The organism is Streptomyces longisporoflavus, from assembly GCF_014649775.1.
Taxonomy (GTDB): Bacteria; Actinomycetota; Actinomycetes; order Streptomycetales; family Streptomycetaceae; genus Streptomyces; species Streptomyces longisporoflavus.
Genome location: NZ_BMTR01000006.1, coordinates 273,838 through 298,490, shown reverse-complemented (window position 1 = coordinate 298,490; position 24,653 = coordinate 273,838). Strand labels below are relative to the sequence as shown.

Genomic DNA, 24,653 nt, shown 5'->3' with positions numbered 1-24,653 from the left:
CCGGCTCCGGGCCTCGGCGGCTCTAGGCCTTGACCCGGCTGCCACCTCCGGTCTTGGCCGCCGCCTTGGGCAGGGCCAGCTTGATCTCCTCACGCAGGTCCTGGATCTTCGGGTAGCCCGAGTACTGCGCCGTCAGGCGGTACATCTCGCGCAGCCGGTCCCAGGTGCGGTGCGAGGAGTTCGCACCCATCGAGACCAGCGCCAACCGTGCGTACCGGTCGGCCTGTTCGGGGTCGTCGCCGATGAAGCAGGCCGAGGCCAGCGAGATGTAGTCGAAGATCTGCGAGCGGTCGCGGCCCTTGGACCGCAGTTCGATCGCCTCCCTCGCATGGCGCTGGGCGGTGTTGGCCGCGGACGCGTCGTGATCGGCGAGGGTGCGGTAGGCCAGGGCCTGCATGCCGTGCATGTCCGCCTCGTCGAACATCTGCATCCAACTGGGCGGCGGCACGTCGCCGTTGTCGGAGACGAACAGGTCCTCGGCGATGCCGAGGGTGCGGCGCATGGCCTGGCCCTTGCCCATCGACGCCTGTGCCCAGGCCTCGATGGTGTAGAGCATGGCCTGCGTGCGCGGCAGGACCTCCTCGCCCGAGCCCGATTTGGCGAGCTTCATCAGGTCGAGGGCGTCGTCGGGCCGCCCCAGGTGCACCATCTGGCGTGCCGCCCGCGACAGGGCCTCACCGGCACGCGGCCGGTCCCCGCCCTCGCGGGCCGCGTGCGCGGCGATCACGAAGTACTTCTGTGCCGTGGGTTCCAGGCCGACGTCGTGCGACATCCAGCCCGCGAGGACGGCGAGATTGGCAGCGACGCCCCACAGGCGGCGCTGGAGATGGTCGGGGTGTCGGTAGGCGAGCATGCCGCCCACTTCGTTGAGCTGTCCCACCACAGCCTTGCGCTGCAGCCCGCCGCCGCGGGCCGCGTCCCAGGCCCGGAAGACCTCGACGGAGGTCTCCAGTTCCTCGATCTCCTGCGACCCGATGGGGGCGGCCTCGTAGCGGTCGAACCCAGCGGGGTCGGCGTGCAGGGGATGGTTGGTACGGGGAGCGTCGGCAGCAAGAGCCGGGTCGGTGTGCAGCCACTCGTGCATGGCGCCGGTCAGTGCGGTGCCGGCGGCGAGCGCGGCACCCGCGCCCACCAAGCCGCGTCGGTTGAGCATGAGGTCCATTCCCGTGAATTCGGTGAGGACCGCGGCTGTCCGTTCGGGCGCCCACGGAATGCCGTCGGGGTGCTCCGCACTCCCGTCGCCACGCCGTTTCCCCACGCGCCCGTGCCGGACCAGACCAAGATCCTCAATGGTCACGACACGGCCGAGACGCTCGGTGAACAGAGCCGCCAGAACCCGCGGCACGGGATCGCGGGGGATTTCTCCCGTGTCGATCCAGCGCCGGACGCGCGAAGTGTCGGTGGCCAGCTGCGGATGGCCCATGGCCGCCGCCTGCCGGTTCACCAGTCTCGCGAGTTCCCCCTTGGACCAGCCCGCCAGGCCGAACAGGTCCGACAGTCGGGTGTTGGGTTGTCCGTTCACGTCAAGCCCCCAGGTTCTCGGCTGAGTTGACAGTAACCCTCTGTCAGTTGCTGAGCGACTATTCGCCAGGGTTCGCCAGGGTGCGCTACGTGGTGTGCCACGGGACGGCGGGTGTCAGGTAGGAAAGCGCCACCCCGACCCGGCCCCACCGCGGGACATTCCCCAGGGTGCTCCCAAAAGGGGGCCGGGGCGGGAGGCGCCGCAATTCGCCGGCACACGAAGGGATCTGTATCGCCCATGTACACAGCATCGTCCTCCGTGTCCGCCCCGCCCCGGCCACTGCACAGCCGACAGCCGGGCAGCGGCCCGTATCTGGAGCCCGCGCGCCCCGCGGCCGGGTCGCTCGGCGCAGGCCGCACGCGACGCGTCCCGGGGCCCGGCACGCAACCGCTCAGCGGGAGACTCGACTTGTCAGGCCCCCAGGGGGCGCAACTGCGCACCGCGATCGCCTCGGTGCACCGCATCTGTCCGGAATTCAATCCCGTACAGGTGCTGCGCCGCAGCGGACGCACCGTACTGATCGTGGGAACGACAGGACGCAGCACAGCGATCGCCAAGTGTTTAATCGACCACTCGCCCGCGTGGGCCGAGCGGATCCAGCACGAAATAGCGACATATCGCTCGTTCGTCCGGCACCGTCCTCCGGTACGGGCCCCGCGGCTCATCGCCGCGGACCCGGAGGACTGCACGCTGGTGATCGAGCGCATGCAGGGGCGCGTCGCCGCGCTGTCCCGCCATCCCGTCGAGGCGCCTCCGCGTGCGGACGTACGCCTTGCGCTCAACGCGATCCGGCACCTCAACCGTTGGCGGCCGCCGCAGGAGCTGTTCGGCAGGCCCTTGGACTACGGCAAACGGATCTCGCGCTTCCATGACCTGGGCCTGCTCACCGACCGTGACATGGGCGACCTGCAGAAGCTTCTGCACGGCATCGCGCACGCGTCGGGGCAGCACGCCACGTGGCAGTTCTGCCACGGTGACGCGCTCCTGTCGAACATCCTGCTCTCGCCGGCGGGGCCGGTGTTCGTGGACTGGGAGCACGCGGGCTGGTATCTGCCGGGCTACGACCTGGCGACGCTGTGGTCGGTGCTCGGTGACGCTCCGGTGGCACGGCGCGAGATCAGCCAGCTCGCGCAGGAGCAGGGGCCTGCGGCGCGTGACGCGTTCCTGGTCAACCTGATGCTGATCCTCACCCGGGAGATCCGGACGTACGAGATGGCCGTGCAGCGCTCGATGCACGACGCGGCCCCGGCGCCTGGCCCGGGCCACCCCGGCGCCGCGCCGTCCGGCGAGGAACAGCGGCTGCTTCTGCGGCGGCTGCACGACGACTGCCAGCTGGCCCGCCGGGCCGTGCGCGCGGCGGTCGGTACCCGCTGACCGGGGGGAAAGGTCCGCAGTACGCCTTGGACAATGGCGTACTGCGGACCTTTGTATGCCCCCGGCGATCCCCGGGTGACTATGACGTGGTGAACTGCACCGCGTCTACGTCAAAGGAATTGTTCTGCGGCGACTTGAAGACCACGTACAGCTTGTGCGTGCCGGACAGGGCTTCGACCGGCACGTCGGGTGTGGCCTGATAGGTGTCCCAGCCCCCGGTATCGGGCACGGGCGTGGTGGCGAGCAGCTTGCCGTCGGGCGCGTCCGCGCGCAACTCGATCGAGCCGACGCCGTACGGCGAGGACAGCTTGTAGCTGACCTTGCTGACGCCCTCGACACTCATCGGGCTGTACGCGATCCAGTCGCCGTCGCTGATGTCGCCGACGCGCTTGCCGTTCTCGGCACCCGCCTGGGAGACGATGCGGGTTCCTGACTGGTCGTCGTGGTACTCCGCCTGCTTGTGCTCGGGATGCATGACGGAGCGGCCGTAGCCGGTGAGGGCGCTGACGCCGTCGCCGCCCTTGTCGGTGTACTTGGCGTTCAGGACGTAGGTGAGGTCGGCGCCCTCGGGGTGGCCGCCCAGGTCACCGGTGTCCACGGTGCCTTCGCAGCCGGGGATGTCGGTGGTGGGGTGCTCGTGGTCGTCGTGGCCGAGGGCCGGGTTGACGGTGACCTTGGAGCAGTCGATCGTGCCGTCCTCGGGGTCGGTGACCGTCACCTTGTAGGGGATCTTGTCGCCGAACTCGATGAGTTTGCCGTCGACCGGGGTCTCGACCTTCACCTCGGGCGCCGTGTTGCCCGCGGTGACGGGCACGTTGGCGTAGCCGGACTTGCCGGTGGAGTCGGTGACCTTCAGCTGGACGTTGAAGTCTCCCTTGGTGTCGTACGTGTGGGAAGGGTCGGCGTCGGTGGAGTCGTAGGTGCCGTCGCCGTCGAAGTCCCAGGCGAAGGTGAGCGGGTCGCCGTCCGGGTCCTTGCTGCCCTCGCTGGAGAAGTCGACCTTCAGCGGGGTCGGGCCGTTGGTGGCGGACGCCTTGGCCTTGGCGAGGGGGGTGCGCCGGCCCTGGGAGTAGTCGATGCGGTAGAGCCCGGAGTCGTTGTTGCCGCCGCCGAACTCGCTGCCCCACTCCAGGACGTACAGCGAGCCGTCGGGGCCGAAGGTCATGTCCATCGGCTTGGCGAACTTCGCGGACTTCAGGAAGTCGTTGATCTTCAGGAGTTTGCCGTCCTTGTCGAAGCGGATCTCCTTGACCGAGTCGCGGGCCCACTCGTAGAAGAAGCTCGCGCCCTCGAAGTAGGCGGGGAACTTCGTCGTGGAGGGGTTCTTGGCGTCGTAGTGGTAGACGGGTCCGCTCATCGGCGCCGAGCCGCCCGCGCCCATTTCCGGGAACTCCTTGGACTCGCCGTAGCCGTACCAGATTTCGGGCTGCGAGAGCGTCGGCAGGTCCTTCAAGCCGGTGTTGTTCGGGGAGGGGTTGGTCGGCTTGGCGCAGTCGAACTTGGCTCCGACTTCCTTGGTGTCGGGGTTGTAGGGGGCGTACGCCTGGTTGTTGCCGTGGCAGAAGGGCCAGCCGAAGTTGCCGGCCTTCTTGATGACGTTGTACTCGACGAGACCTTCGGGGCCGCGATCGGTCTCGGGGGCGCCGCGGTCGGGGCCGTAGTCGGAGGCGTGGACGTAGCCCGTCTTGGGGTCGACGGTGAAGCGGAAGGGGTTGCGGAAGCCCATCGCGTAGATCTCGGGGCGGGTCTTGGCCTTGCCTTTGGCGAAGAGGTTGCCCTTGGGGATGGTGTAGCCGCCCTTGTCCGTGGGCTTGATGCGCAGGATCTTGCCGCGCAGGTCGTTGGTGTTGCCCGCGGTGCGGGCCGCGTCCAGCATCTGCTTGCCGGGGCGCCAGTCGAGCGGGGCGTAGCCCTGCCAGTTCGGGTCGAGGTTGGGCGGGACGTCGTCGCCGACGCCGAGGTAGAGCGTACGGTTCGGGCCGAACTCGACGGCTCCGCCGGTGTGGCCGGGCTCGGGGAAGATGCGGTCGCGGTAGGCGGGGACGTCCAGGAGCTTCTTCTCACTGGCCAGGTCGAGGGTGTTGTCCTTCTTGACCGTGAACCGGGAGAGGCGGTTGACGTCGTCCTTCGCGGACGCGGGCGCGTAGTAGAGGTAGATCCAGCGGTTGGTGGCGAACTTCGGGTCGAGTTCCATGCCGACGAGGCCGTCCTCGCCGCCGGTGTAGACGTCGAGCTTGCCGGCCGTGGTGGTGGAGTGGCTCTTCGGGTCGAAGATCTTCACCTCGCCGCTGCGCTGGACGTAGAAGACCTTGCCGTCCTTGGCGACGTCCAGTTCCATCGGGTCGGCGGTGTTGTCGTCCAGTGCGGTCTTCTCGTAACCGGACCAGACGGTGCCGCCGCAGTCGCCGGGCTTGTTGCCCGCGGCCCACTCGATGCCGCCGAGCACGTGCTCGCGGAAGGCGGGCTCGCCGTACGACGCCTTGTCGTGGCCCATGGCGGTGGCCCAGACCTTGCCGCCCTCGGCGTTGCGGCACCAGGAGATGGGGTGGTCGGCGCCCATCGCCTCGCTGCCCGGGTTGTACGTGGTCTCGTCGGCCGTGACCAGGACGTGCACGTCGCCGCGGGGGTTCTTGTCGAAGTTGTACCACTCCTCCGGGCGCTCCCAGCGCTCGGGAAGTCCCTTGGTGGAGGGGTGCGCGCGGTCGGCGACCTTGGCGGTGCCCTTCAGGACGCCCGGCGAGTGGGCGGGCATGTGGGCGCCGGCGTTGATCAGGTCGTCCCACCAGGGGAAGGTGTCCTCGACGCCCATGTCCAGGGTGTTGTGCAGGGCGACGACGCCCTTGCCGCTCTTCACGTACGCCTTCATGGCGTCGCGCTGGGCCTCGGTGTCCCAGACCATGCCGGAGTTCTGCAGCATGATGATGACGTCGAAGTCCTTGAGCTTCGCGTCGTCGAAGACCGTCGCGTCGGCGGTCTCGACGACCTCGAAGTTGTTCTCCGCGGCCTGCTCCTTGACCATCTGGACGCCGGCCGGGATGGAGTCGTGGACGTAGCCCACGGCCTTGGTGAAGAGAAGCGCCCGGAAGGCGGGGGCCTGGTCGGCGGCGCTCGACGTGGCGGGCAGGAACCCGACCGCGAGCAGCAGCGCCGTCAGCAGGGCGAGCACCGCTCTTCGTACGCCTCTCGGGTCGCGCAGTCTCATGTCACGTTCATGACAGCCCATGGGCTGGTCCTCTCTGGTGGGAAGGACGGACGGACGTGCGGGATCGCCGGATGTCAGAGGGCGGCCACGGTCCGGCGCAGGAAGCCGAGCCCGTCGGTCGCGAGCGCGTCCTGGGTGGGCGCGAGGGACCGCCAGACGGAGGCGGCCACGGCGATGGCGTCGTTGTGCGCGGTGAACGACTCGATGCACAGCGGCCCCCGGTAGCCGGTTTCGCCCAGGGCGCGCAGGAAACCGGGCCAGTCGAGGTGGTCGGCGCCGGGGGCACCGCGGTCGTTGGCGCACACCTGGACGTGGGCGATGCGACCCGCCGCCGTGCGGACCGCCTCCGGCAGCGAGTGCTCCTCGATGTTCTGGTGATAGGTGTCCAGGGCGATGCCGATCGCTTCGCCGTGCAGGCCGGTGAGGCCGTCGAGAGTCTGGGCGACGGTGTTGAACAGGCTCGTCTCGTAGCGGTTGAGGGGCTCGACGGCGATACGGACACCGGCGCGCGAGGCGTGCTCGACGACCGGGGCGATGTGCTCGCGCCACTCGTCGTACGCCGCCGCCCGCGCGGCCCGGTCCATCCGCCAGGTCCGGCCGACCGCCGCGTACACCGGACCGGCGACCACCGGGGCGCCGATCGCGTGGGCCGCGTCGACGCAGCGGCGCAGATAGTCGCGGGTGGCGCGCAGAGCGCCCGGGTCGGCGCGGACCAGGTCGCGCCCCTCGGCCATGACGGCGACGACGGCCGCGGGCATCAGGCCCGTGGCGTCGAGGAGTTTGGCCGCCGCGGCGGCCTCCCAGTCGTCGGGCTGTTCCAGGGGCAGCTCCACGCAGTCGAATCCCCAGCCCGCGAGGCGCGGCAGCGTCTGACCGAGCACATCGGTGGTGACCGGCGAGTGCCAGATCCACGGGTTGGCGCCCAACGGCCAGGCGGTGTACGTCACTTCTTGCCTCCCCAGTAGCCGGGGAAGCCCGGCATCTGCCGGCAGCCGCACATCGCGTAGTGCAGCGGCGGCATGCCCTCCTGGAGGTACTCGTCGAGGTTGGCCTGCGTGACCGTGGGCTGCGGGAGCTTCCACTCCTTGGGGACCTCCTTGCCGTCCAGGATGCGCAGGGCGGCGATGACCGGCGTGCGCCACTGGAAGGTCGGGTAGGTGGGGGCGATCGCGGTGAGCTTCTTGTCCTTCCACGCCTGGAGGAAGTCCTGCTGGTCCTCGCCGGTGATCGGCGGGACGTCGACACCGGCGTCCTCGAAGGCCTCGACGGCAGCGACGGCCGTGGCGCCCGAGTCCATCCACACGCCGTCGACGGAGCCGTGCCGGGAGATCGCGTCGGAGACGATCGACTTGGTCTTGGCGGGGTCACCGTCGGTGAACTTGGCGTCCACGACGTCGAGTTCGCTCTTGTCGAAGGCGAGCTTCGCCGCCGACCAGCGGGTCTCCAGGACGTCCACGCCGGGCGAGATGCGCAGGGCGAGGATCTTCCCCTTGGGCTTGACCTTGTCGACGAGGAAGTCCGCGGCGACCGCGCCGTAGCCGTAGCCGCCGATGGGGTTGACGAAGGTGACGGCGCAGTCGGTCTCCACGCCCCGGTCGAAGACGATCACGGGGAGCTTGCCGCAGGCCTCCTTCACGGCGGGGGTGAGGGTGGCGGTGGTGTTCGGCGAGACGATGAGCGCGTCGCAGTCCTTGTCGCCCGCGAGTTCCTGGATGTCGGAGATCTGCTTGTCGTCCTTGCCCTGCGCGTCCAGGACGGTGAAGTCGCTGATCTCCTTGTGGAGCTTCACCTCGGCCTTCATGTTCTTCAGGCCGACCTGGCGCCAGGGGTTGAAGACTCCGGCGTTCGAGAAGCACAGGTGGGTGCCGCCCGCGCCCTTCTTCTTGTACCGGGTCGTGTCGGTCATCTCCGGTTCCAGCATCTGCTCCCAGGGCTTGGCCTCCGGGCCCTGCGGTGTCTCCTTGCCGAGCTTCAACTGGCGCTCGTACTCCGCCTGTTCGAAGAACTTGGAGGGCTTGTCGCCGCCCTCGCCGGAGCCGGCGGACTGCGAAGCTCCGGCTGGTGCGTCGGCCGGGGCGTCGCTGGAGCAGGAGGTGAGCAGCGCGCCGGCGAGGAGAGCGGCGGCGGGTATCAGCGCGCGCCTGCGCGTCAGGGGGTTCACGGGGCTGTGCATCACGAGGGTCTGCCTCCCGAGGAGTGGGTACGACGGCGGCGCAGCCGGGACCAGTCGGCGGCCCCGAGTCCGACCGCGGCGATGACGATGACGCCCTGGACGGTGGATTCCAGGGCGCCCGATACGCCCTGGAGGTTGAGCAGCGTGAACAGGGCCTGCAGCGAGAAGGCGCCCGCCATGGCGGCGACGACGCTGCCCCGGCCGCCGCCGAGCACGACCCCGCCGAGGACGACGGCGGTGATCGCCTCGAATTCGTAGCCGCGGCCCGCCTGTGCGGAGACCCCGGAGAAGCCGCCGACGAGGACCGCGGCGAGCGCCGCCGCCGTGCCGGACAGGACGAAGGCGATGACGCGGGCGCGGTGCACGCGGACCCCCGCGAGGGCGGCGGCGCGTTCGCTGTCCCCGGTCGCGATCAGCGTACGGCCGAAGTCGGAGCGCATCAGCAGGACGGCGACGCAGCCCGCGACGAGGCAGGCGAGGACCGCCCAGGGCAGCCGGCCCATGGCGGTGCCGCGCCCCAGTTGGCGGAATCCTTCGGAGAGCTGTCCGTGCGGGGAGCCGCCCGTCCAGAAGAAGACGGCGCCCTCCAGGATCAGCATCATGCCGAGCGTGGTGATGAACGAGGGCACTCTCAGACGTGTGGTGACCAGCCCGCTGACGAGACCGGTGACCGCGCCCGCGAGCAGCAGGCCCGCCGTGATGAGCGGCCACGGCGCGTTGGGGAACGATCCGTAGATCTCGACGGCCGCGACGACGCCCGCGGTGACGATCGCCCCCACGGACAGGTCGAACTCGCCGCAGACGATGACCAGATACTGCCCGGCGGCAAGGATCACCAGGGGCGCGGCGCGTTTGACGAAGGCGAGGAAGCGGTCGGGTTCGTAGAAGCCGGGGTCGGTGGCGGCGAGCGCGACGAGCAGCACGACGAGCAGGGCGAAGACGGGCGCCCCGGCCCCGAGCGAGCGGGCAACTCTCCTGTACGGAGCGGCCGTTGTCGTCTGGCTGCTCATGCGGACCTCCTGCTGCCGCGCCGGGCGTAGAGGGCGACGGCGGCGATGATGACGACGCCGCGTACGACGTTCTTGAAGAACGGGTCGACGCCGAGCTGGTTGAAGACGGAGTCGAGCACGGCGAGCACGAGGACGCCGCCGAGCGTGCCCGCCACTCCCCCGCGCCCGCCCGCGAGGACGGTGCCGCCCAGGACGACGGCGGCGATCGACTCCAGGTCGTAGCGGGCCTCGGTGCCCGCCCAGGGGGCGCCCGCGCCGAGCCGTGAGGCGAGGAAGAGGGCGGCGGCGCCCACGCACAGCGAGCACAGGACGTGCGCGGCGATGACGGTGCGCCGGGTGCGGACGCCGGAGAGCCGGGCCGCGTGCTCGTCGCCGCCGGTCGCGTACAGGTGGTGTCCGAAGCGGGTGCGGCGGGTGATCAGCCACATCGCGGCGGCGACGGCGGCGAGCAGGAAGAGCGAGACGGGGACCGGGCCGATCCGGTCATAGCCCAGATGCTGGAAGGAGGCGGGGACCTTGCCCGCGGGGCCCGTGTAGTTGTCCTCGATCCAGCCGCGCAGGATGAACGCGGTGCCGAGCGTCGCGATGAACGCGTTGACCTTGAGCCCGGTGACGATGAGGCCGTTGGCGAGGCCGACGGCCGCCGACAGGGCGAGGACGGCGAGCACCGCGGTGACGACGCCGCCGTCCTCCATGGTGGTGGCGGCGACGAGCGTGCCGAGGCTGATCAGGTACGCCACCGACAGGTCGAGGGAGCCGGTGAGGATGACGGCGGTCTGCCCCACCGCGACCAGGCCGAGGGCGACGCAGTTCTGCAGGATGCCGACGACGTTCGCGAGCGTGAGGAAGTCGCCGCCGCGTGCGGCGACCGTGATCCAGCCGAGCGCGGTGACGGCCGCTGCCGCGAGCCAGACGCCGACGGCCGGGTCGGTGAGCCTGCTGCGGCTCGGGGCGCGGGTCTTCGGGGAGGCGGGCGGTGGGGCGACGGTGGTACCGCTCACGCGAGGGAATCCTTTCCGGACAGGGCGCTCGGGTCACCTGACGGGGCGGTCGTGGCGAGCCGCATCACGTCCTCCTCGGCCGCCCCCGCCGACAGCTCACCGGCGATGCGGCCTTCGGACATGACGAGGATCCGGTCGCTCATGCCGATGAGTTCGGGCAGTTCGGAGGAGACGATCAGGACGGCGATGCCCTCGCGGGCCAGTTCGCGGACGAGGGTGTGGATGGCGGCCTTGGCGCCGACGTCCACGCCCCGGGTCGGTTCGTCGAAGAGCAGGACGCGGGGGCGGGCGGCCAGCCACTTGGCGATGACGACCTTCTGCTGGTTGCCGCCGGAGAGGTAGCGGGTCTCCTGGTCCTCGCCGCGCGCCTGGAGCCGTACGCGTTCGAGGAGTGCGGTGAGTTCGCGGGCGGCGGGCGGCCCGCCGCGGGCCGGGACGGCGCGGGTGACGAGCAGGGCGTTGTCGCGCACGGACTGGCGCAGGGCGAGTCCCTCGGCCTTGCGGTCCTCGGTGACCAGGGCGATCCCGGCGCGGATGGCCTGCCGCGGGGTGCGGGGCCGCAGGGCGTTGCCGCCCACCGTCATGGTCCCGCCGGTGAACGGTGCCGCTCCGAACAGGGCCCGCGCCAGGGACGTACGGCCGGAGCCCTCCAGGCCCGCGATGCCGGTGATCTCGCCGGCTCGCAAGGCGAGGTCGATGCCGCGGAGCCGGTCGTTGCCGCCGCCGGTGACCGTGAGGCGTACCTCGCCGATGTCGTCGGGGTGGGCGCGCGGCGGGTAGTAGGCGCTCAGCTCCCGGCCGACCATGGCGCGGACGACCTGGTCGGTGTCGGTGTCGGCGGTGTGCGCCGTCGTGACGTGGCGGCCGTCCTTCAGGACCGTGATCCGCTGTGAGAGCTCGAAGACTTCGCGCAGGCGGTGGGAGATGTACAGGATGCCGAGGCCGCGGGCCGCGAGGCGCCGTACGAGGTCGTGCAGGAGGCCCGCCTCGTGGTCGGCGAGCGGCGCGGTCGGCTCGTCCATGACCAGGACGCGGACGTCCGACGCTAGCGCCTTGACGATCTCGACGGTCTGCTGCCGGGCCACGGACAGATCGCGGACGTAGGTGCGCGGCGTGATGCCCGATACGCCGGCGTCGGCGAGGAGTTCGGCGGTGCGGGCCTCCATGGCGCGGCGGTCGACGAGGCCGTGGCGGGTGGGCTCGCGGCCGAGGAAGACGTTCTCGGCGACCGTGCGGTGCGCGAGCAGCGCGAACTCCTGGTGGATGATGCCGATCCCGGCGGTCTGGGCCTGCGCGGGGTGGCTGAAGGCATGCTCTGTTCCGTCGAGCACGATGCTGCCCTCGTCCGGGACGTGTTCGCCCGCGAGGACCTTCATCAGGGTGGATTTGCCGGCGCCGTTCTCGCCGACGAGCGCGTGTACCTCGCCCGCGGCGAGATCGAGCGATACGCCGTGCAGCACACGCACTCCGAGAAAGCTCTTGGACACCCCGCGCATCGCCAACATCGTTTGCGTCGCCTGCATCGCCTGCACCCTCGGCTCCTTCGGCAGCGGTCTGCAGAGCAATGTGATGAGGGAGCTTTGACCTGTCAAGGGCTCAAGCAGCTTTCTGTGCAAGCAAGTTGACGGCCACTTAGGTCGGTCGTCGAACACCATCGGCCTTGTGAGCAGCGAAACTCGTCCCTAAGGTGACTGCCATGTCTGGAGCGCCGGATCACCCCGTTTCATCGCCGTCGTCGCCCGGCGAAGTACTCGCCCTCCTGCGCACGGGGGCGGTGGAGACCCGCGCGGACATAGCCCGCGTGACGGGTCTCGCGCGGTCGACGGTGTCGCAGCGGGTGGACGCGCTCATCGCACACGGCTTCCTCACCGAGGAGGCGGACGGCGGTTCGACGGGTGGCCGGCCACCACGCCGCCTGCGCCTGCGCACGCGCGAACACGCCGTCGCGGGCGTCGACTTGGGGGCCTCGCACTGCCGGGTCGCCCTGCTCGACATCGGCGGCGAGGTGCTCGCCCTGCGCGAGGACCCGATCTCCATCGCGGACGGCCCGCGGGAGGTGCTCGGTCACGTCGAACGGACCCTGCACACGCTGCTGAAGGAGGCCGGGCGCGATCCGGCGTCCCTTCAGTCGATCGGGGTCGGGGTGCCGGGACCCGTGGAGTTCTCGACGGGCCGACCGGTGGACCCGCCGATCATGCCGGGCTGGCACCAGTTCCCCATCCCGGAGTTCTTCGCCGAGCGGTTCGGCCCGCGGGCCCTCGTCGACAACGACGTGAACGTGATGGCGCTCGCCGAGCAGCGCCGCGCCTTCCCCGACACGCGCTATCTGCTCTACATCAAGGTGGGCACGGGCATCGGCTGCGGCATCGTGGCCGACGGCAGGCTGCACCGGGGCGCGCAGGGCAGCGCGGGCGACATCGGGCACATCCGGGTCGGCGACACCGAGGATCCCTGCCGGTGCGGCAACTCCGGCTGCCTGGAAGCGGTGGCGGGCGGCGCGGCGATCGCCCGGAAGCTGTCCGGGCTCGGCCTGGAGGCGACCTCGGGCAGCGATGTCGTACGCCTGGTGAAGTCCGGCAACCGCGATGCCGTACGGATGGTGCGCGAGGCGGGCCGTGCGGTGGGCGAGGTGCTCGCGGGCCTGGTGAACTTCTTCAACCCGGACACGGTGGTGGTCGGCGGGGCGCTCGCCGCGGTCCACGACCAGCTCCTGGCGGGTGTGCGGGAAGCGGTGTACCGCCGCTCGCACCCGCTGGCCACCCACGTCCTGCGGATTGAGCCGAGCCGCACCGGCGAGAACGCGGCGGCGATCGGTGCGGGCATTCTGGCGGTCGAGCACGCGCTGTCCCCGCGGCAGGTGGACCGGGCGCTGGCGGGCGCGGCACGCTGAATCGCCGGGGCGGACACGTCACCCCGCGCCGCACCAGCCACGGCGTACACAGCGCCCCCACCCCGGTCCACCGAGACCGGACAGGCTCCGTACAACACCGGCCATACCGTCAAGTACCCGCTATCGCACCGTCACGCGCGCCCGTAACTTCAGGCTATGTCCCTCAATGACGCACAGCAGATCGACCGCGCCAACGCCGCCACCGAGCGCGTTCCGGTCGTGTTCGTGCATGGTCTGTGGATGCTGCCGGGCAGCTGGGACCTGTGGACGGCCCATTTCGAGGCCGCCGGGTATGTGCCCGTCGCCCTGTCGTGGCCCGGCGATCCGGAGACGGTCACCGAGGCGAGGCAGCACCCCGAGTCCCTCGCGGGCATGACCGTGGGGCGGATCGCCGATCATCTCGCCGCCCGGATCGACGGCCTGGAGCGCAAACCGGCCATCATCGGGCACTCCGTGGGAGGGCTCCTCACGCAGATCCTCGCGGGCCGCGGCCTCTCCGCCGCCTCGGTGGCGATCGACCCCGTCCCGTTCCGCGGCGTCCTGGCGCTCCCCCTGTCGACGCTGCGCTCCCTGCGCCCGGTCATCGGCAACCCGGCCAACCGCAAGCGTGCCCTGCCCCTGACCTTCGAACAGTTCCGCTACGCGTACGCCAACGCGGTCAGCGAGCGCGAGGCCAGGGAACTCTACGAGAAGTACGCGGTCCCGGCCCCCTGCGCGCCGCCCTTCCAGGCGGCCATGGCCAACCTCAATCCCCGCACGGAAATGAAGGTCGACTACCGCAACCCCCGCCGCGGCCCCCTCCTGATCATCTCCGGCGAGAAGGACCACGCCGTGCCCTGGTCCCTGGCCAACGGCGCGTACAAGAAGCAGCGCGAGAACTCCGGCATCACCGAGATCACGGAAATGGCGGGCCGCGACCACGCCCTGACGATCGACGGCCGCTGGCAGGAAGTCGCGGACACGGCCCTGACGTTCGTACGGCGCTTCGTCTGAGCACCGCCGGACGATCGAGCACCGCCGGACGATCGAGTACCGCGTGACCATTGAGCACCGCCGGACGATCCCCCGAACAGGTGGTCCGGACCTCATTGGTCCACTCCACTGACGCGTCGCAGGCCGTGCGCCCTCCCGGGGCGAAACCCGCCGGGGACCGGTGCTGACATGGGCAATTCCCTCTCCCGGGCATGATTGACGGATCGTCGGCGAGCCGATACCACTGACGCACGCCCGGCCCCGCACGCCCCATCACGCTTCACCGTCCCAGGAGGCTGCATTGCGAGGATCCGTCACCGCCCGCACCCCTGCCGCGCGCAGACGCGCCGTCAGGGCCGCGGGCGCTCTTGTCTCCGCCGGCCTGCTGCTTCCGTTGCTCGGGGCCGCCCCGTCCGCACCCTCCTCCCCGGCCCCGCGGGGGCTGCAAGGCGCCTTCGCGGCCGCCGCCGCCGAATATCGCGTACCGCAGAGCGTGCTGCTCGGCGTGTCCTATCTCCAGTCCCGGTGGGACGCGCACGGTGGTGCGCCCAGCGTGACCGGCGGGTACGGGCCGATGCACCTCACCGACGCGCGTACCGCCATCGCCGCCGCCCCGCACCACAGCGAGGGCGACGAGGACCCGCGCGGCGACTCCTCGCGCCGTGTTCTCAAGCCGGAGGAGTTCACGGCCAAGGTGCCGGCGAACGCCCAACTGCCCGCGCGGCTCAAGACATTGCCCCGCGCCGCCGAGCTCAGCGGGCAGTCCGCCGAGCGGCTGCGCACCGACCCCGCGGCCAACGTACGCGGCGGCGCCGCCCTGCTCGCCGCCGCGCAGAAGAAGCTCGGCAAGCCGCTGAGCGACGACCCGGCCGACTGGTACGGCGCGATCGCCCGCTTCTCGGGCGCCGACGACCAGGCCACCGCGGCGACCTACGCCAATGATGTCTTCGCCGTCATCCGCGACGGCCAGGAGCGCACCACGGACGCCGGGCAGCACGTGACGCTGGCGGCGGTCGGCGGTCTGGAGCCGGATGCCGCGCAGGTGCGGGGCATGGGGCTGCGGAAGGCGCCCGAGGGTGAGACCGAGTGTCCGTCGACCGTGTCGTGCGAGTGGATCCCGGCGCCGTACGAGGAGTTCAAGGACCCGAACGGCAACGACGACTACGGCAACCACGACCTGGGGAACCGGCCCGCGAGCCAGAGCATCGACACCATCGTCGTCCACGACACCGAGGGGCGCTGGGAAGGCGTCCTGAACATGGTGCAGGACCCGACCTACGTGTCGTGGCAGTACACCCTGCGCTCCACCGACGGCCACATCGCCCAGCACGTCAAGGCCAAGGACGTGGCCTGGCACGCGGGCAACTGGTACGTGAACTCCAAGTCGATCGGCCTGGAGCACGAGGGCTTCCTGACGGCGCCCGACACCTGGTACACGGAGGCGATGTACCGCTCGTCGGCCCGCCTGGTGAAGTACCTGTCGAAGAAGTACGACATCCCGCTGGACCGCCGGCACATCATCGGCCACGACAACGTCCCCGGCACGCTGCCCTCGACCATCGCGGGCATGCACACCGACCCCGGCCCCTACTGGGACTGGCAGCACTACTTCACGCTGATGGGCAAGCCCTTCAAGCGGACCGCGGGCCCGAACGGCGGCCTGGTGACGGTGGCGCCGGAGTACGCGAAGAACAGGCCGGAGTACACGGGCTGCGTCAAGCCGGGCGAGAAGTGCGTGCCGCACGGTTCGGCCGCGGTGCGCGTGCACACCGAGCCGCGTGACGACGCCCCGCTGGTCAAGGACATCGGTCTGCGCCCCGGCGGCGGCGAATCGACGATCGGCGTGAACGACACCGGCGCGCGCCTGTCCACCGGCCAGCAGTACGCGGTCGCCGGCCGCAAGGGCGACTGGACCGCCGTCTGGTATCTGGGCCAGAAGGCCTGGTTCAAGAACCCGGAGAAGCAGCCGACCGCCGTCGACGCGAAGGGCCTCGTGGTGACGCCGAAGGGCGGCGCCACGGAGGTGCCGGTGTACGGACGCGCCTACCCGGAGAAGGAGGCCTACCCGGCGGGCGTCCCCGTACAGGCGGTCACACCGCTGCCGTACAAGCTCCTCGCGGGACAGAAGTACGCGATCGGCGACAAGGTGCCGGGCGAGTACTTCTACGCGCCGACGTTCGACACGGCGCCGCACAAGGTGGTGCGCGGCAAGGACATGTACTACCAGGTCCAGTTCGGGCACCGCATGGCATACGTCCGTGCGGCCGACGTGAAGGTGGTGCGCTCGGGTTCCTAGAGCCGCCGAGTGTCCTCAGGGGCCGGGTCCGCGTGGGCGGGCCCGGCCCCGACGTACGGGCGGACGACCTCAGCGGACGGCCTCAGTCGAAGACGTACCGCTGTCCGGCCCGCGCCCTGAACGTCTTCTCCCCGCCCTTCAACAGGCTGCTGCGCAGGGTGAGTTCGCGGGTGCGTGACGCGGTGAGCACGACGCGCGTGGCCCGTCCGCCCGACCACGCGATGTCCAGGCGTGCGCCGCCGCGCGCCCGCAGTCCGCGCACCGATCCCTCGGGCCAGCTCGCGGGCAGCGCGGGCAGCACCTCGATGATGTCGAACTGGCTCTGCAGGAGCATTTCCACGATGCCCGACGTCGCGCCGAAGTTGCCGTCGATCTGGAACGGCGGATGGGTGTCCCAGAGGTTGGGGAGCGTCGAGGACTTGAGCTGCTCGGCGAGCATCTTGTGCGCGTGGTCGCCGTCGCGAAGGCGCGCCCAGAAGTTGACCTTCCACGCCTTGGACCAGCCGGTGCCGCCGTCACCGCGCGCGGTGAGGGAGACCTTCGCGGCGTCGGCCCACTTGCTGCCGGGTTCGATCTGCCGTCCGGGGTGCAGGGCGTAGAGGTGGGAGACGTGCCGGTGGTCGTCGGTCTTGTCGTCGAGGTCGGCCTTCCACTCCTGGAGCTGGCCCCAGGAGCCGACGCGCAGGCCGGGGTCGAGCTTGCCGAGGGCCCGGTCGAGCTCGGCGCGGAAGGCGGCCGAGTCGCCGAGCACGCGGGCGGCCTCCAGGGTGTTGGTGAACAGGTCGTGGACGATCTGCTGGGCCATGGAGCCGCCCGCGGTGAAGTCTCCGTGCTCGGGCGAGTAGCTGGGCGTGACGACGAGGGTGCCGTCGCGCGGGTCGGTGCGCAGGTTGTCGAGCCAGAACTCCGCTGCCTCCTTCATCGCCGGATAGGCGGTGGTGCGCAGGTACTCGGTGGAGCCGCCGAAGCGGTAGTGCTCGTAGAGCTGCGCGGTGAGCCAGGCGGCGGCCTCGGGGAACCAGAAGGCGGTCGACCAGTCGTGGACGCCGGTGAAGCCGTAGGGGTTGGTCTCGTTGTGCACCACCCAGCCCCGCGAGCCGAACATCTCCTTCGCCGTCCGCCGTCCCGGAGCACGCAGCGCTTCCACGAAGCGGTCGTAGGGCGCGGTGGTCTCGGGGAGGTTGGCGGCCTCGGCGAGCCAGTAGTTCATCTGGAGGTTGATGTTGGTGTGGTAGTCGGCCGACCAGGGCGGGGTGGTGCTGTTGTTCCACACGCCCTGGAGGTTGGCGGGCAGCGAGCCGGCGCGGGACGAGGCGATGAGGAGGTAGCGCCCGTACTGGAAGAAGAGGGCTTCGAGGGCGCGGTCGGCCGCGCTCGCTCCTCCCCCGTACTCAGCGAGCAGCCGGTCGGTCGGGACGTCGGCGGGTGCCGCCTGGCCGATGTCGAGGGCGACCCGGCCGAACAGGTCGCCGTGGTCGCGCAGGTGGCGGGCGCGCAGCGAGCCGTGGCCGCGGGCGACGGCCCGGTCCACGGTGCGGGTGACGTCGGGGTGCGGGTCGTCGCCGCGGTAGCCGGGACAGGTGTCGGCGTAGTCGGTTCCGGCCGCGAGCGCGAACCAGACGTGGTCGGCGCCGCTGACGGTGATGCTGCCGTCCGCGTTCGCCGCCAGGGTGCCGCCCTGGTGCACGACGCGCAGCTGGGCCTCGAACCGCAGCCCGTTGTCGGCGAGTTCGCCGCGTACGGTGATCCGGTCGCCGTCCGCCTTCGCGGTGAAGTCGGTACGGGGCGAGGTGTGGCGCAGGGTGCAGGTCACGCTCGCGGGGCGGTCGGCGGTGAGGCGCCCGACGAGCACGCCGTCGGGGCAGGAGGCGAAGAACTCCCGCTCGTGGCGCACCTTGCGGTGGGTGTACGTGACGGTCGCGAGGCCCTTGCCGAGGTCGAGGGCACGGCGGTACGTGGCGTCGGGGGCGTCCGGTGCGTCAGCCATGTCGGCCATGTCAGCCATGTCGAGGTGCAGGTCGCCGAAGGTCTGGTGGGCGCCGTAGCCGCGGCGGGGCTGACCGAGCGCGGCCGCGACGGCGCCGGGGGCGAGACTGCCCTGCTCGTCCAGTTCCCGGCGCACCGCGTCGAGGGCGTCGGGTCTTGGCTCGCGCCAGTCTCCGTGGTCGTAGCCCTCGCGGGAGCCGGGGCCGCCGGTCCACAGGGTCTTCTCGTTGAACTGGAGCCGCTCGGAGGCCAGGGTGCCGAAGACCATGGCGCCGAGTGCGCCATTGCCGACGGGGAGGGCCTCCCGCTCCCAGTCGGCGGCGGGCGCCGCGTACCAGAGCTGCAATTCATCGGAGGTGTCGCGTGACCCCTCGGCTGCGGCCGCGACACCGGAGAGCACGCCTCCACCCGATGCCAGTGCGGCTGCTCCGCCGACGGCGGACTTCATCGTGGTTCTTCGGGAGATCCCAGGAGTCATGGGCCGTCACGTTAAAAGTCCGATGACTGGCCTGGCAAGGCGCATGACAAAACCCACCCCTCCGGAAGAAGGGGTGGGTAGGCGGCCCGTGCCGGAGGGGGCCGTCAGCCCTGCTGGAAGAGCTCGGCCGGCAGCGGCTTCAGGAGGGCGTACAGATCGTCGGTGATCGGCCGGTCCCAGGCGGCGATGGTGACCAGGACGCCGTCGCTGCGGTCGAACTGCACGCAGGAGATGCGGCTCTCCGAGAGCTTGAGGCGGCGCACGATGAGGAGGTTGTCGCCCTGCATCACCGGCATGTCCTCGGTGGAGACGACGGTGATCTCCTCGTCGTTCTCGAGGGCGAGGAGCAGCTGGGCCACCTCGAAGGGCACCTCGTCGTCGGCGGTCTCGCGCGCCGGGGAGCCCTCGGGCAGATTGCCGATGATCATCGCGGGGCCGCGCCCGCCGAACAGGTCATAGCGCAGGAAGACGCCCTGGCAGCTGCCGTCGGGGGCGGGCAGCAGGCCCGCGCCGAGGTTGCCGGGCCAGTCACCCGGGTCCATGGCGAGGACGTCGAAGTCCGGCCCGGCGGGAGTGGCGGAGCTGCGGCGGCGGAGGAAGGACATGCGCCAATGGTACGTGGCCCGCGGTGGTTCCCGGCGCGGGGGCGGCGCCGGTCCGTGCGCCGCGGCCGGCCCGCGGGCAGGTGTTCCGCGCGAGGTCAGCGGGGGTGGCGGGGCTCCAGTGCGGCGGCGAGACCGGAGTGGTCCGTTCCCACTTTCCGGTACACGGCCGAGAGCAGCCGGACGACGGCCGGCTCGTCGGTGTGCAGCTCCTCGGCGATGCGGGCGGCCGGCTCGCCGCGGACGGTGAGCGCCGCGGCGGCGCGTTCGCGCGTGGTGAGCTGGTCCGTCTCGGTGCTGTGCAGCAGGCGGGGGCGCAGGCCGGCCACCGCCAGCTCGTCGCGGGCCTGCTCGACAAGGCCGTCCGCACCGCACTGGACGGCGGCTTCGAGCCCACGGTAGAGGGGGTCGGCGGCGTCCTTGGGGCGGCCCGCGCGGCGTAGTTCGGCGCCGAGACAGACCAGCGCGCGGGCGAGTTCGTACCCCGCGGGCGAGCGCTCCAGGTGGCTGACGGACTCTTCGAGCAGCTTGACGCGCACGGAGCCCGACGCGACCTCGGCGGTGATCCGCAGGGCCTGCCCGACCGCCGACGCGGTGGCGAATCTGCGGGCCCGCCGGACCGCGTCGTACGCGGTGGCGAGCGCGCGGTCGGGAGCGTCGTCGGCCTCGGCGAGCGCGAGGTGCAGCTGCCAGGGGCACCAGGCGGGGTTGCGCATGCCCCGCGGATCGAGGCGGCGTCCTGCGGCGGCGAGTTCGGCCGCCGCGTCCTTGGTGAGGCCGCGGGCCAGCAGCAGTTCACCGTGCACGGCCTGGGCGTCGGGGAAGACGACGGCCGCGGGGAACGGTGCCCCGAAGCCGTACTCCTGCGCGGTGCGTGTGGCCTCGTCGACTCGGCCCCTGGCCAGCAGGATCTCGATGAGGATGCCGACGGCGTACCAGTGCGCGGGCGTTTTGGGGCCCACCCGCTCGGCGATCCGCAGTCCGGCGCGCACGAAGTCCTCGGCTTCGGCGAGGCGTCCGCGGCGGAAGCGGATGTAGGCGAGCAGGGTGTACGCGAACGACAGGTGGGCGCCGCGCCAGCCCCGGCTCTCGAAGTCGGCGATCCCGGCGGCGAACAGCTGCTCGGCCCGCCCCGGCCGGTCGGCGTACAGGAAGGTGAGCGCGACCAGGACGGGGACCTCGAAGCCCCGGTCCTCCTCGGCCCAGCCGAGCCCGCCGACCAGGGCGCGCTCGGCGTGCCGGACGGCGGTGGCAGCGGGTTCGGCGCGCAGCGTCGCGTCCCAGGCGCGCAGCCCGATGATGTACCGCTCGGTGAGGTCGCGGCCGGGCAGCCGGTCGGCGAGCCGGGCCAGGCGCCGTGAGCGGGCGGGCGAGTCCGCCTCGTCGGCCCGGAAGGCGTCCCACATGAACTGCTCGGCCTGCATCCGGATCCGCACCCGCGGCTCGGTGGTCACGCGGATCTCGCGGGCGAGGGTGTCGGAGGCCTCGCCCAGGCGGTCGGAGTGGGCGAGGACCTGGGAGAGGCGGTAGACGATGCCGTGCCGCAGGGCGGGGTCGGTGATGGGCTCTTCGAGCGCGGCGCGCAGATGGTTGACGGTCGTCGCCGGTTCGGTCAGGAGGGAGGCGCAGCCGAGTTCGTACAGGACGGCGGCGCGGTCCTGCCAGGGCGGGGGTTCGCGCAGGGCGCGGGCGAGATAGCGGCGGGCGGCGTCGGGGGCGCCCGCGCGGACGGTCTCGCGGGCCGCGGCGCGCAGTTGCTGTACGACCCAGGTGTCGCCGTCGGGGTGGACTTCGAGGAGGTGGCGTGCGGCGGCGGACGCCCCGAGCCCGGCGTTGATCACGGCCCAGGCGGCCTGGCCGTGCAGGGCGACGCGGACGCCGCCGGGGATGGCGCGGTAGACGGCGGTGGCGATCAGCGGGTGCACGAACTCCAGGGCGTGGACGCCGGTCAGGACGCGGGCGCGGCGCAGCCGGTCGGCGCAGTCGGCGGTCTCCCGCTCGCCGATGCCGGCGACCGCCGCGGCGAGGGACGGGGAGATGGAGGTGCCGAGGACGGCGCAGGCCCAGGCGAACCGGACCGTGGTGGCGCCCAGGCGTTCCATACGGGCGACGAGGCCGCTGCCCTTGACGGCGGCGGCGAGGTCGCGCAGCAGGTGCGCGGCGGATTCGTCGGGGGTGAGGCCGCGGTCGTGCACCTTCGCGGTCAGTTCCACAGCCTCGAACGGGTTGCCCGCGGTGACGGCCCAGCATTCGCGGCAGAACGCGTCGTCGGCGCGGGTGCCGAGCGCGTCGCGCACGAGGCGGGCGACGGCGCCCGCGCTGAGTGGTTCGAGCCCGATGGGGCGCTGCCCCGCGCGTCCGGGAAGGCGCCTGAACTCCGCGGCGTGGGCGGGCAGTTCATCGGGCCGGTAGGCGACGACGAGCAGCAGCGGCAGGGATTCCGCGCGGGGCGCGAAGGCGGAGAGCCAGCTCAGGGACTCGGCGTCGGCCCAGTGCGCGTCGTCGATCACGACCACCAACGGGGCGCGCTGCACCGCGAGATGGGTGAGCATCCAGTCCAGCCCGTCGCGCAGGCCCTGCGGGTCGGGCGGGGCGCCGTCCGGAGGGGCGCAGAGGCCGAGGGCGGGGCCGACGATGGCGTACCAACTGCCGAGGACTTCGCGCAGTCCGCGTCGGGGACGGGGGCGAGCAGCGGCTGGACCAGTTGCCGCGCCACGTGGAAGGCGACCCGCTGCTCCTGGTCCGAGCCGCGGGCGAGGGCCACGGTGCAGCCCTTGGCCGCGGCGCGGTGCCGTGTCTCCGCCAGGAGGGAGGTCTTGCCGAGGCCCGCGCGCCCGGCGAAGGCGATGAGCGCGCCGCGGGGCCTGCCCGGGGGTTCAGAGCCGTCCCGCGACAGAGCGCACAGCTCGCTCAACGCATCGTCCACGGCGGCGAGTTCGCTTTCGCGCTCGAAGAGGGTCCGCTTGCCGTTGGTGCCGTGATGCACCATGGGACACCCCCCCCGACACGGTGATGCGCCGGGCACTTCCTGCGGCGCGTGCCTTGGCCTTCAGCCACTTCAGGTTACGCCCGCGGGGGCCGCCGGGAGCCGATTCGGCCACGGCGGAGCGGTTGGCTCGTGCATGCACTTCGGACGAAGGGACCCTGACGTGACGGTCGGCACCGAGAACGTACTCAACTACTGGCACGGCGGCCTGAGCGAGGTCCCCGACGAGGTCTGGCACCATCCGTCCCCGGAGTCCCTGCTCCTCCCCGACAACGCGCTCACGCGGCTCCCCGCCCGAATCGGGACCCTGACCTCGCTGCGCACACTGGACGTGGGCCACAACCGGCTGACCGAGCTGCCGCCCGAGCTTGGCGACCTGAGAGCCCTGAGCCGTTTCCTCTACGTCCACGACAACCGCCTCACGTCACTGCCGGACACGCTGGGCAACTTGACGCGGCTGGCGTACCTGAACGTGGGCGAGAACCGGCTGACGGCGCTGCCCGGCACGCTGGGCTCGATGGCGGCCCTGGTGGAACTGCGCGCCCAGCACAACCGCCTCACCGCGATCCCTGCCTCGCTCGGCCGCCTGACGGCCCTGCGCGAACTATGGCTGCGCGGCAACCGCCTCACGACGCTCCCCGCCTCGCTCAAGCGCCTCACGGCCCTGCGCGAACTGGAGCTGCGCGAGAACCGCTTCACGACAGTCCCGGCGGCCCTGCGCGGCCTGCCCCTGCTGCGAAAACTCGACCTCCGCTCGAACCGGCTGCGAGAACTCCCGCCCTGGATAGCCGACCTGCCGGCCCTGGAAAAGCTGGACCTGCGCTGGAACGCCGAACTCACGGCACCGGAGCAGCCGCTGCGGAGGCTGGAGGGGCGGGGATGCGTGGTACTGCGGTGAGACTTGCGACCGGGCGCGGTACGTGAGGCACTGGGCCCTGCCGCGATACGTGAGGCACTGGGCACCGGCGCGGCACCCGAAGCGCTGTGCCCCGGCGCGGTACGCGAGGCACAGGCCCCGGCGCGGTACGCAAAGCACCGTGCACCGGCCCGGCACCCGAAGCACTGGGCAGCTGCGCGATACGTGAGGCACAGGCCCCGGCGCGGTACGCGAGGCGGAGTATGGGCAAGCCAGTCCGCGGAGACCCGCCCCGCCCGCGCGGAAAGCAGCCGTGGCTAACGTGGCTCCGGCGGGACCACCGCCACCGCGCCCTTCGCGTGCAGCAGCACCGCGTTGGTCACCGAACCCATCAGCCTCCCCAGCGCCCTCCCGCGCCGGTGGCGGCCCACCACCACGAGTTCCGCCTCCCGCGACGCGTCCACCAGGATGCCCGCCGCGTCGCCCGGCAGGATCTCCTGCTCGATCCGTACGTCGGGATACCGCTCCTGGAAAGGCGCGAGCTGCCCGGCCGCGAGGCGTGTGTACTCCTTCGCGCTCGCCTCGTCCGCTTCCGCCGAGGTCACGAAGTCGCCTGTGGCGGTGTAGACGAGTACGGGCCCCGGGTAGGCGCAGACGACCCGGAGCACCGCGCCCCGCAGCGCCGCCTCCGCGAAGGCGAAGCCGTTGGTCTCGTCGTGCGGGTCGAGCGCGTCGAGCCCGAGCACCACGCACGGCCCGGCCCCGGCCATGACCTCCTCGCCCGGCCGCACCACGACGACGGGGCACGCCGCGTCCCGCGCACTGGCGAGCCCGTTCGAGCCGAGCAGCAGACTGGTGAAGCCGCCCCGGCCGCGCGACCCGAGGACCAGGAGCCGCGCCTGATCGCCCAGCCGCGGAATCTCGTGCCCCGGTGCGCCCTCCACGATCTCGACCGTCAGGGAGGGGAGGTCCGTGCGCCCTTCCAGGCGTCGGCGCACGCGGTCGACGACCGGGTCCGCGTCGGGGCGGTGGTCGATGGTCGGCATGTACGGGCCGTCGGCGAGCGGCATCGCGTACTGCCGCACGTGCACGATCCGCAGCGGCGCCTGCCGCAGCCGCGCCTCGGTCAGCGCCCATTCCAGGGCGTGGTCGCCGCCCGACGACCCGTCGACGGCCACCACCACGGGTCCGGCGGGCGCGTCATCGCTCATGGCTTCCTCGTCTCCGGCGCAGTGCCAAGGTCGACCGGCTCCGCCTCGGAGTCCGGGATGACCAGGTCAGCACGGCGGGCGCCGTGAACGGCCG

General features: G+C 71.6%; 15 protein-coding genes and 1 pseudogene. 5 read left to right on the top strand and 11 right to left on the bottom strand.

Translation table 11 applies throughout. The features are described 5' to 3' along the window. Window positions 1-22 precede the first annotated feature (22 nt). Complete coding sequence (locus IE226_RS14985) at window positions 23-1,522, bottom strand: DNA-binding protein NsdB (RefSeq protein WP_190081687.1); 1,500 nt, start codon at window positions 1,520-1,522, stop codon at window positions 23-25. A gap of 237 nt (window positions 1,523-1,759) precedes the next feature. Between IE226_RS14985 and IE226_RS14980 the strand changes: the two genes are divergently transcribed. Beyond that, window positions 1,760-2,896: an aminoglycoside phosphotransferase family protein gene (locus IE226_RS14980; protein ID WP_190081686.1), complete on the top strand. Its 1,137-nt coding sequence runs from the start codon at window positions 1,760-1,762 to the stop codon at window positions 2,894-2,896. Window positions 2,897-2,975: 79 nt separating this feature from the next. Here IE226_RS14980 and IE226_RS14975 read toward each other — a convergent pair whose 3' ends face one another. From IE226_RS14975 to IE226_RS14950, 6 genes are all read right to left on the bottom strand, one after another. Next, the gene (locus tag IE226_RS14975; RefSeq protein ID WP_229870955.1) at window positions 2,976-6,098 is read right to left on the bottom strand and encodes a ThuA domain-containing protein; all 3,123 of its coding nucleotides are present in this window, start codon (window positions 6,096-6,098) and stop codon (window positions 2,976-2,978) included. A gap of 74 nt (window positions 6,099-6,172) precedes the next feature. Continuing rightward, window positions 6,173-7,045, bottom strand: coding sequence for a sugar phosphate isomerase/epimerase family protein (locus tag IE226_RS14970; protein ID WP_190081685.1), 873 nt, complete (start codon window positions 7,043-7,045; stop codon window positions 6,173-6,175). Next, on the bottom strand, window positions 7,042-8,250 hold the full coding sequence (locus tag IE226_RS14965) for a substrate-binding domain-containing protein (protein ID WP_373306961.1): 1,209 nt from the start codon (window positions 8,248-8,250) through the stop codon (window positions 7,042-7,044). Before IE226_RS14965 ends, IE226_RS14970 begins: the two co-directional genes overlap by 4 nt. A gap of 20 nt (window positions 8,251-8,270) precedes the next feature. Continuing rightward, the gene (locus IE226_RS14960) at window positions 8,271-9,281 is read right to left on the bottom strand and encodes an ABC transporter permease (protein WP_190081683.1); all 1,011 of its coding nucleotides are present in this window, start codon (window positions 9,279-9,281) and stop codon (window positions 8,271-8,273) included. Continuing rightward, window positions 9,278-10,282, bottom strand: a complete 1,005-nt coding sequence (locus IE226_RS14955) for an ABC transporter permease (protein WP_190081682.1) — start codon at window positions 10,280-10,282, stop codon at window positions 9,278-9,280. Before IE226_RS14955 ends, IE226_RS14960 begins: the two co-directional genes overlap by 4 nt. Next, window positions 10,279-11,787 (bottom strand): sugar ABC transporter ATP-binding protein, encoded by a 1,509-nt coding sequence (locus tag IE226_RS14950; protein WP_190081840.1) that lies wholly within the window; start codon window positions 11,785-11,787, stop codon window positions 10,279-10,281. Before IE226_RS14950 ends, IE226_RS14955 begins: the two co-directional genes overlap by 4 nt. Window positions 11,788-11,978: 191 nt before the next feature. Between IE226_RS14950 and IE226_RS14945 the strand changes: the two genes are divergently transcribed. The 3 genes from IE226_RS14945 (at window position 11,979) to IE226_RS14935 (ending at window position 16,440) form a co-directional block, all read left to right on the top strand. After that, window positions 11,979-13,172, top strand: coding sequence for an ROK family transcriptional regulator (locus IE226_RS14945; RefSeq protein WP_190081681.1), 1,194 nt, complete (start codon window positions 11,979-11,981; stop codon window positions 13,170-13,172). Window positions 13,173-13,328: 156 nt separating this feature from the next. Next, the gene (locus tag IE226_RS14940; protein WP_190081680.1) at window positions 13,329-14,165 is read left to right on the top strand and encodes an alpha/beta hydrolase; all 837 of its coding nucleotides are present in this window, start codon (window positions 13,329-13,331) and stop codon (window positions 14,163-14,165) included. 280 nt (window positions 14,166-14,445) lie between these two features. Next, window positions 14,446-16,440, top strand: coding sequence for an N-acetylmuramoyl-L-alanine amidase (locus IE226_RS14935; RefSeq protein ID WP_190081679.1), 1,995 nt, complete (start codon window positions 14,446-14,448; stop codon window positions 16,438-16,440). A gap of 82 nt (window positions 16,441-16,522) precedes the next feature. On the opposite strand, the gene IE226_RS14930 is transcribed toward IE226_RS14935, so the two are convergent. The 3 genes and pseudogenes from IE226_RS14930 to IE226_RS14920 all read right to left on the bottom strand — a co-directional run bounded on the left by IE226_RS14930 (window position 16,523) and on the right by IE226_RS14920 (window position 22,495). After that, window positions 16,523-18,874: a glycoside hydrolase family 95 protein gene (locus tag IE226_RS14930; protein ID WP_190081839.1), complete on the bottom strand. Its 2,352-nt coding sequence runs from the start codon at window positions 18,872-18,874 to the stop codon at window positions 16,523-16,525. A 134-nt stretch (window positions 18,875-19,008) separates the two neighbouring features. Next, entirely contained in the window at window positions 19,009-19,509 is a 501-nt protein-coding gene (locus IE226_RS14925) for a hypothetical protein (RefSeq protein ID WP_190081678.1), read from the bottom strand. A gap of 95 nt (window positions 19,510-19,604) precedes the next feature. Beyond that, window positions 19,605-22,495: pseudogene (locus IE226_RS14920) on the bottom strand (ATP-binding protein). 160 nt (window positions 22,496-22,655) lie between these two features. Between IE226_RS14920 and IE226_RS14915 the strand changes: the two are divergent. Next, window positions 22,656-23,390 carry a leucine-rich repeat domain-containing protein gene (locus IE226_RS14915; protein ID WP_229870953.1) on the top strand — a complete coding sequence of 245 codons (735 nt, stop codon included), beginning with the start codon at window positions 22,656-22,658 and terminating at the stop codon, window positions 23,388-23,390. 275 nt (window positions 23,391-23,665) lie between these two features. On the opposite strand, the gene IE226_RS14910 is transcribed toward IE226_RS14915, so the two are convergent. Continuing rightward, a complete protein-coding gene (locus IE226_RS14910; protein ID WP_190081676.1) occupies window positions 23,666-24,559 on the bottom strand; it encodes a universal stress protein in 894 nt (297 codons plus the stop codon). Window positions 24,560-24,653: the final 94 nt, after the last annotated feature.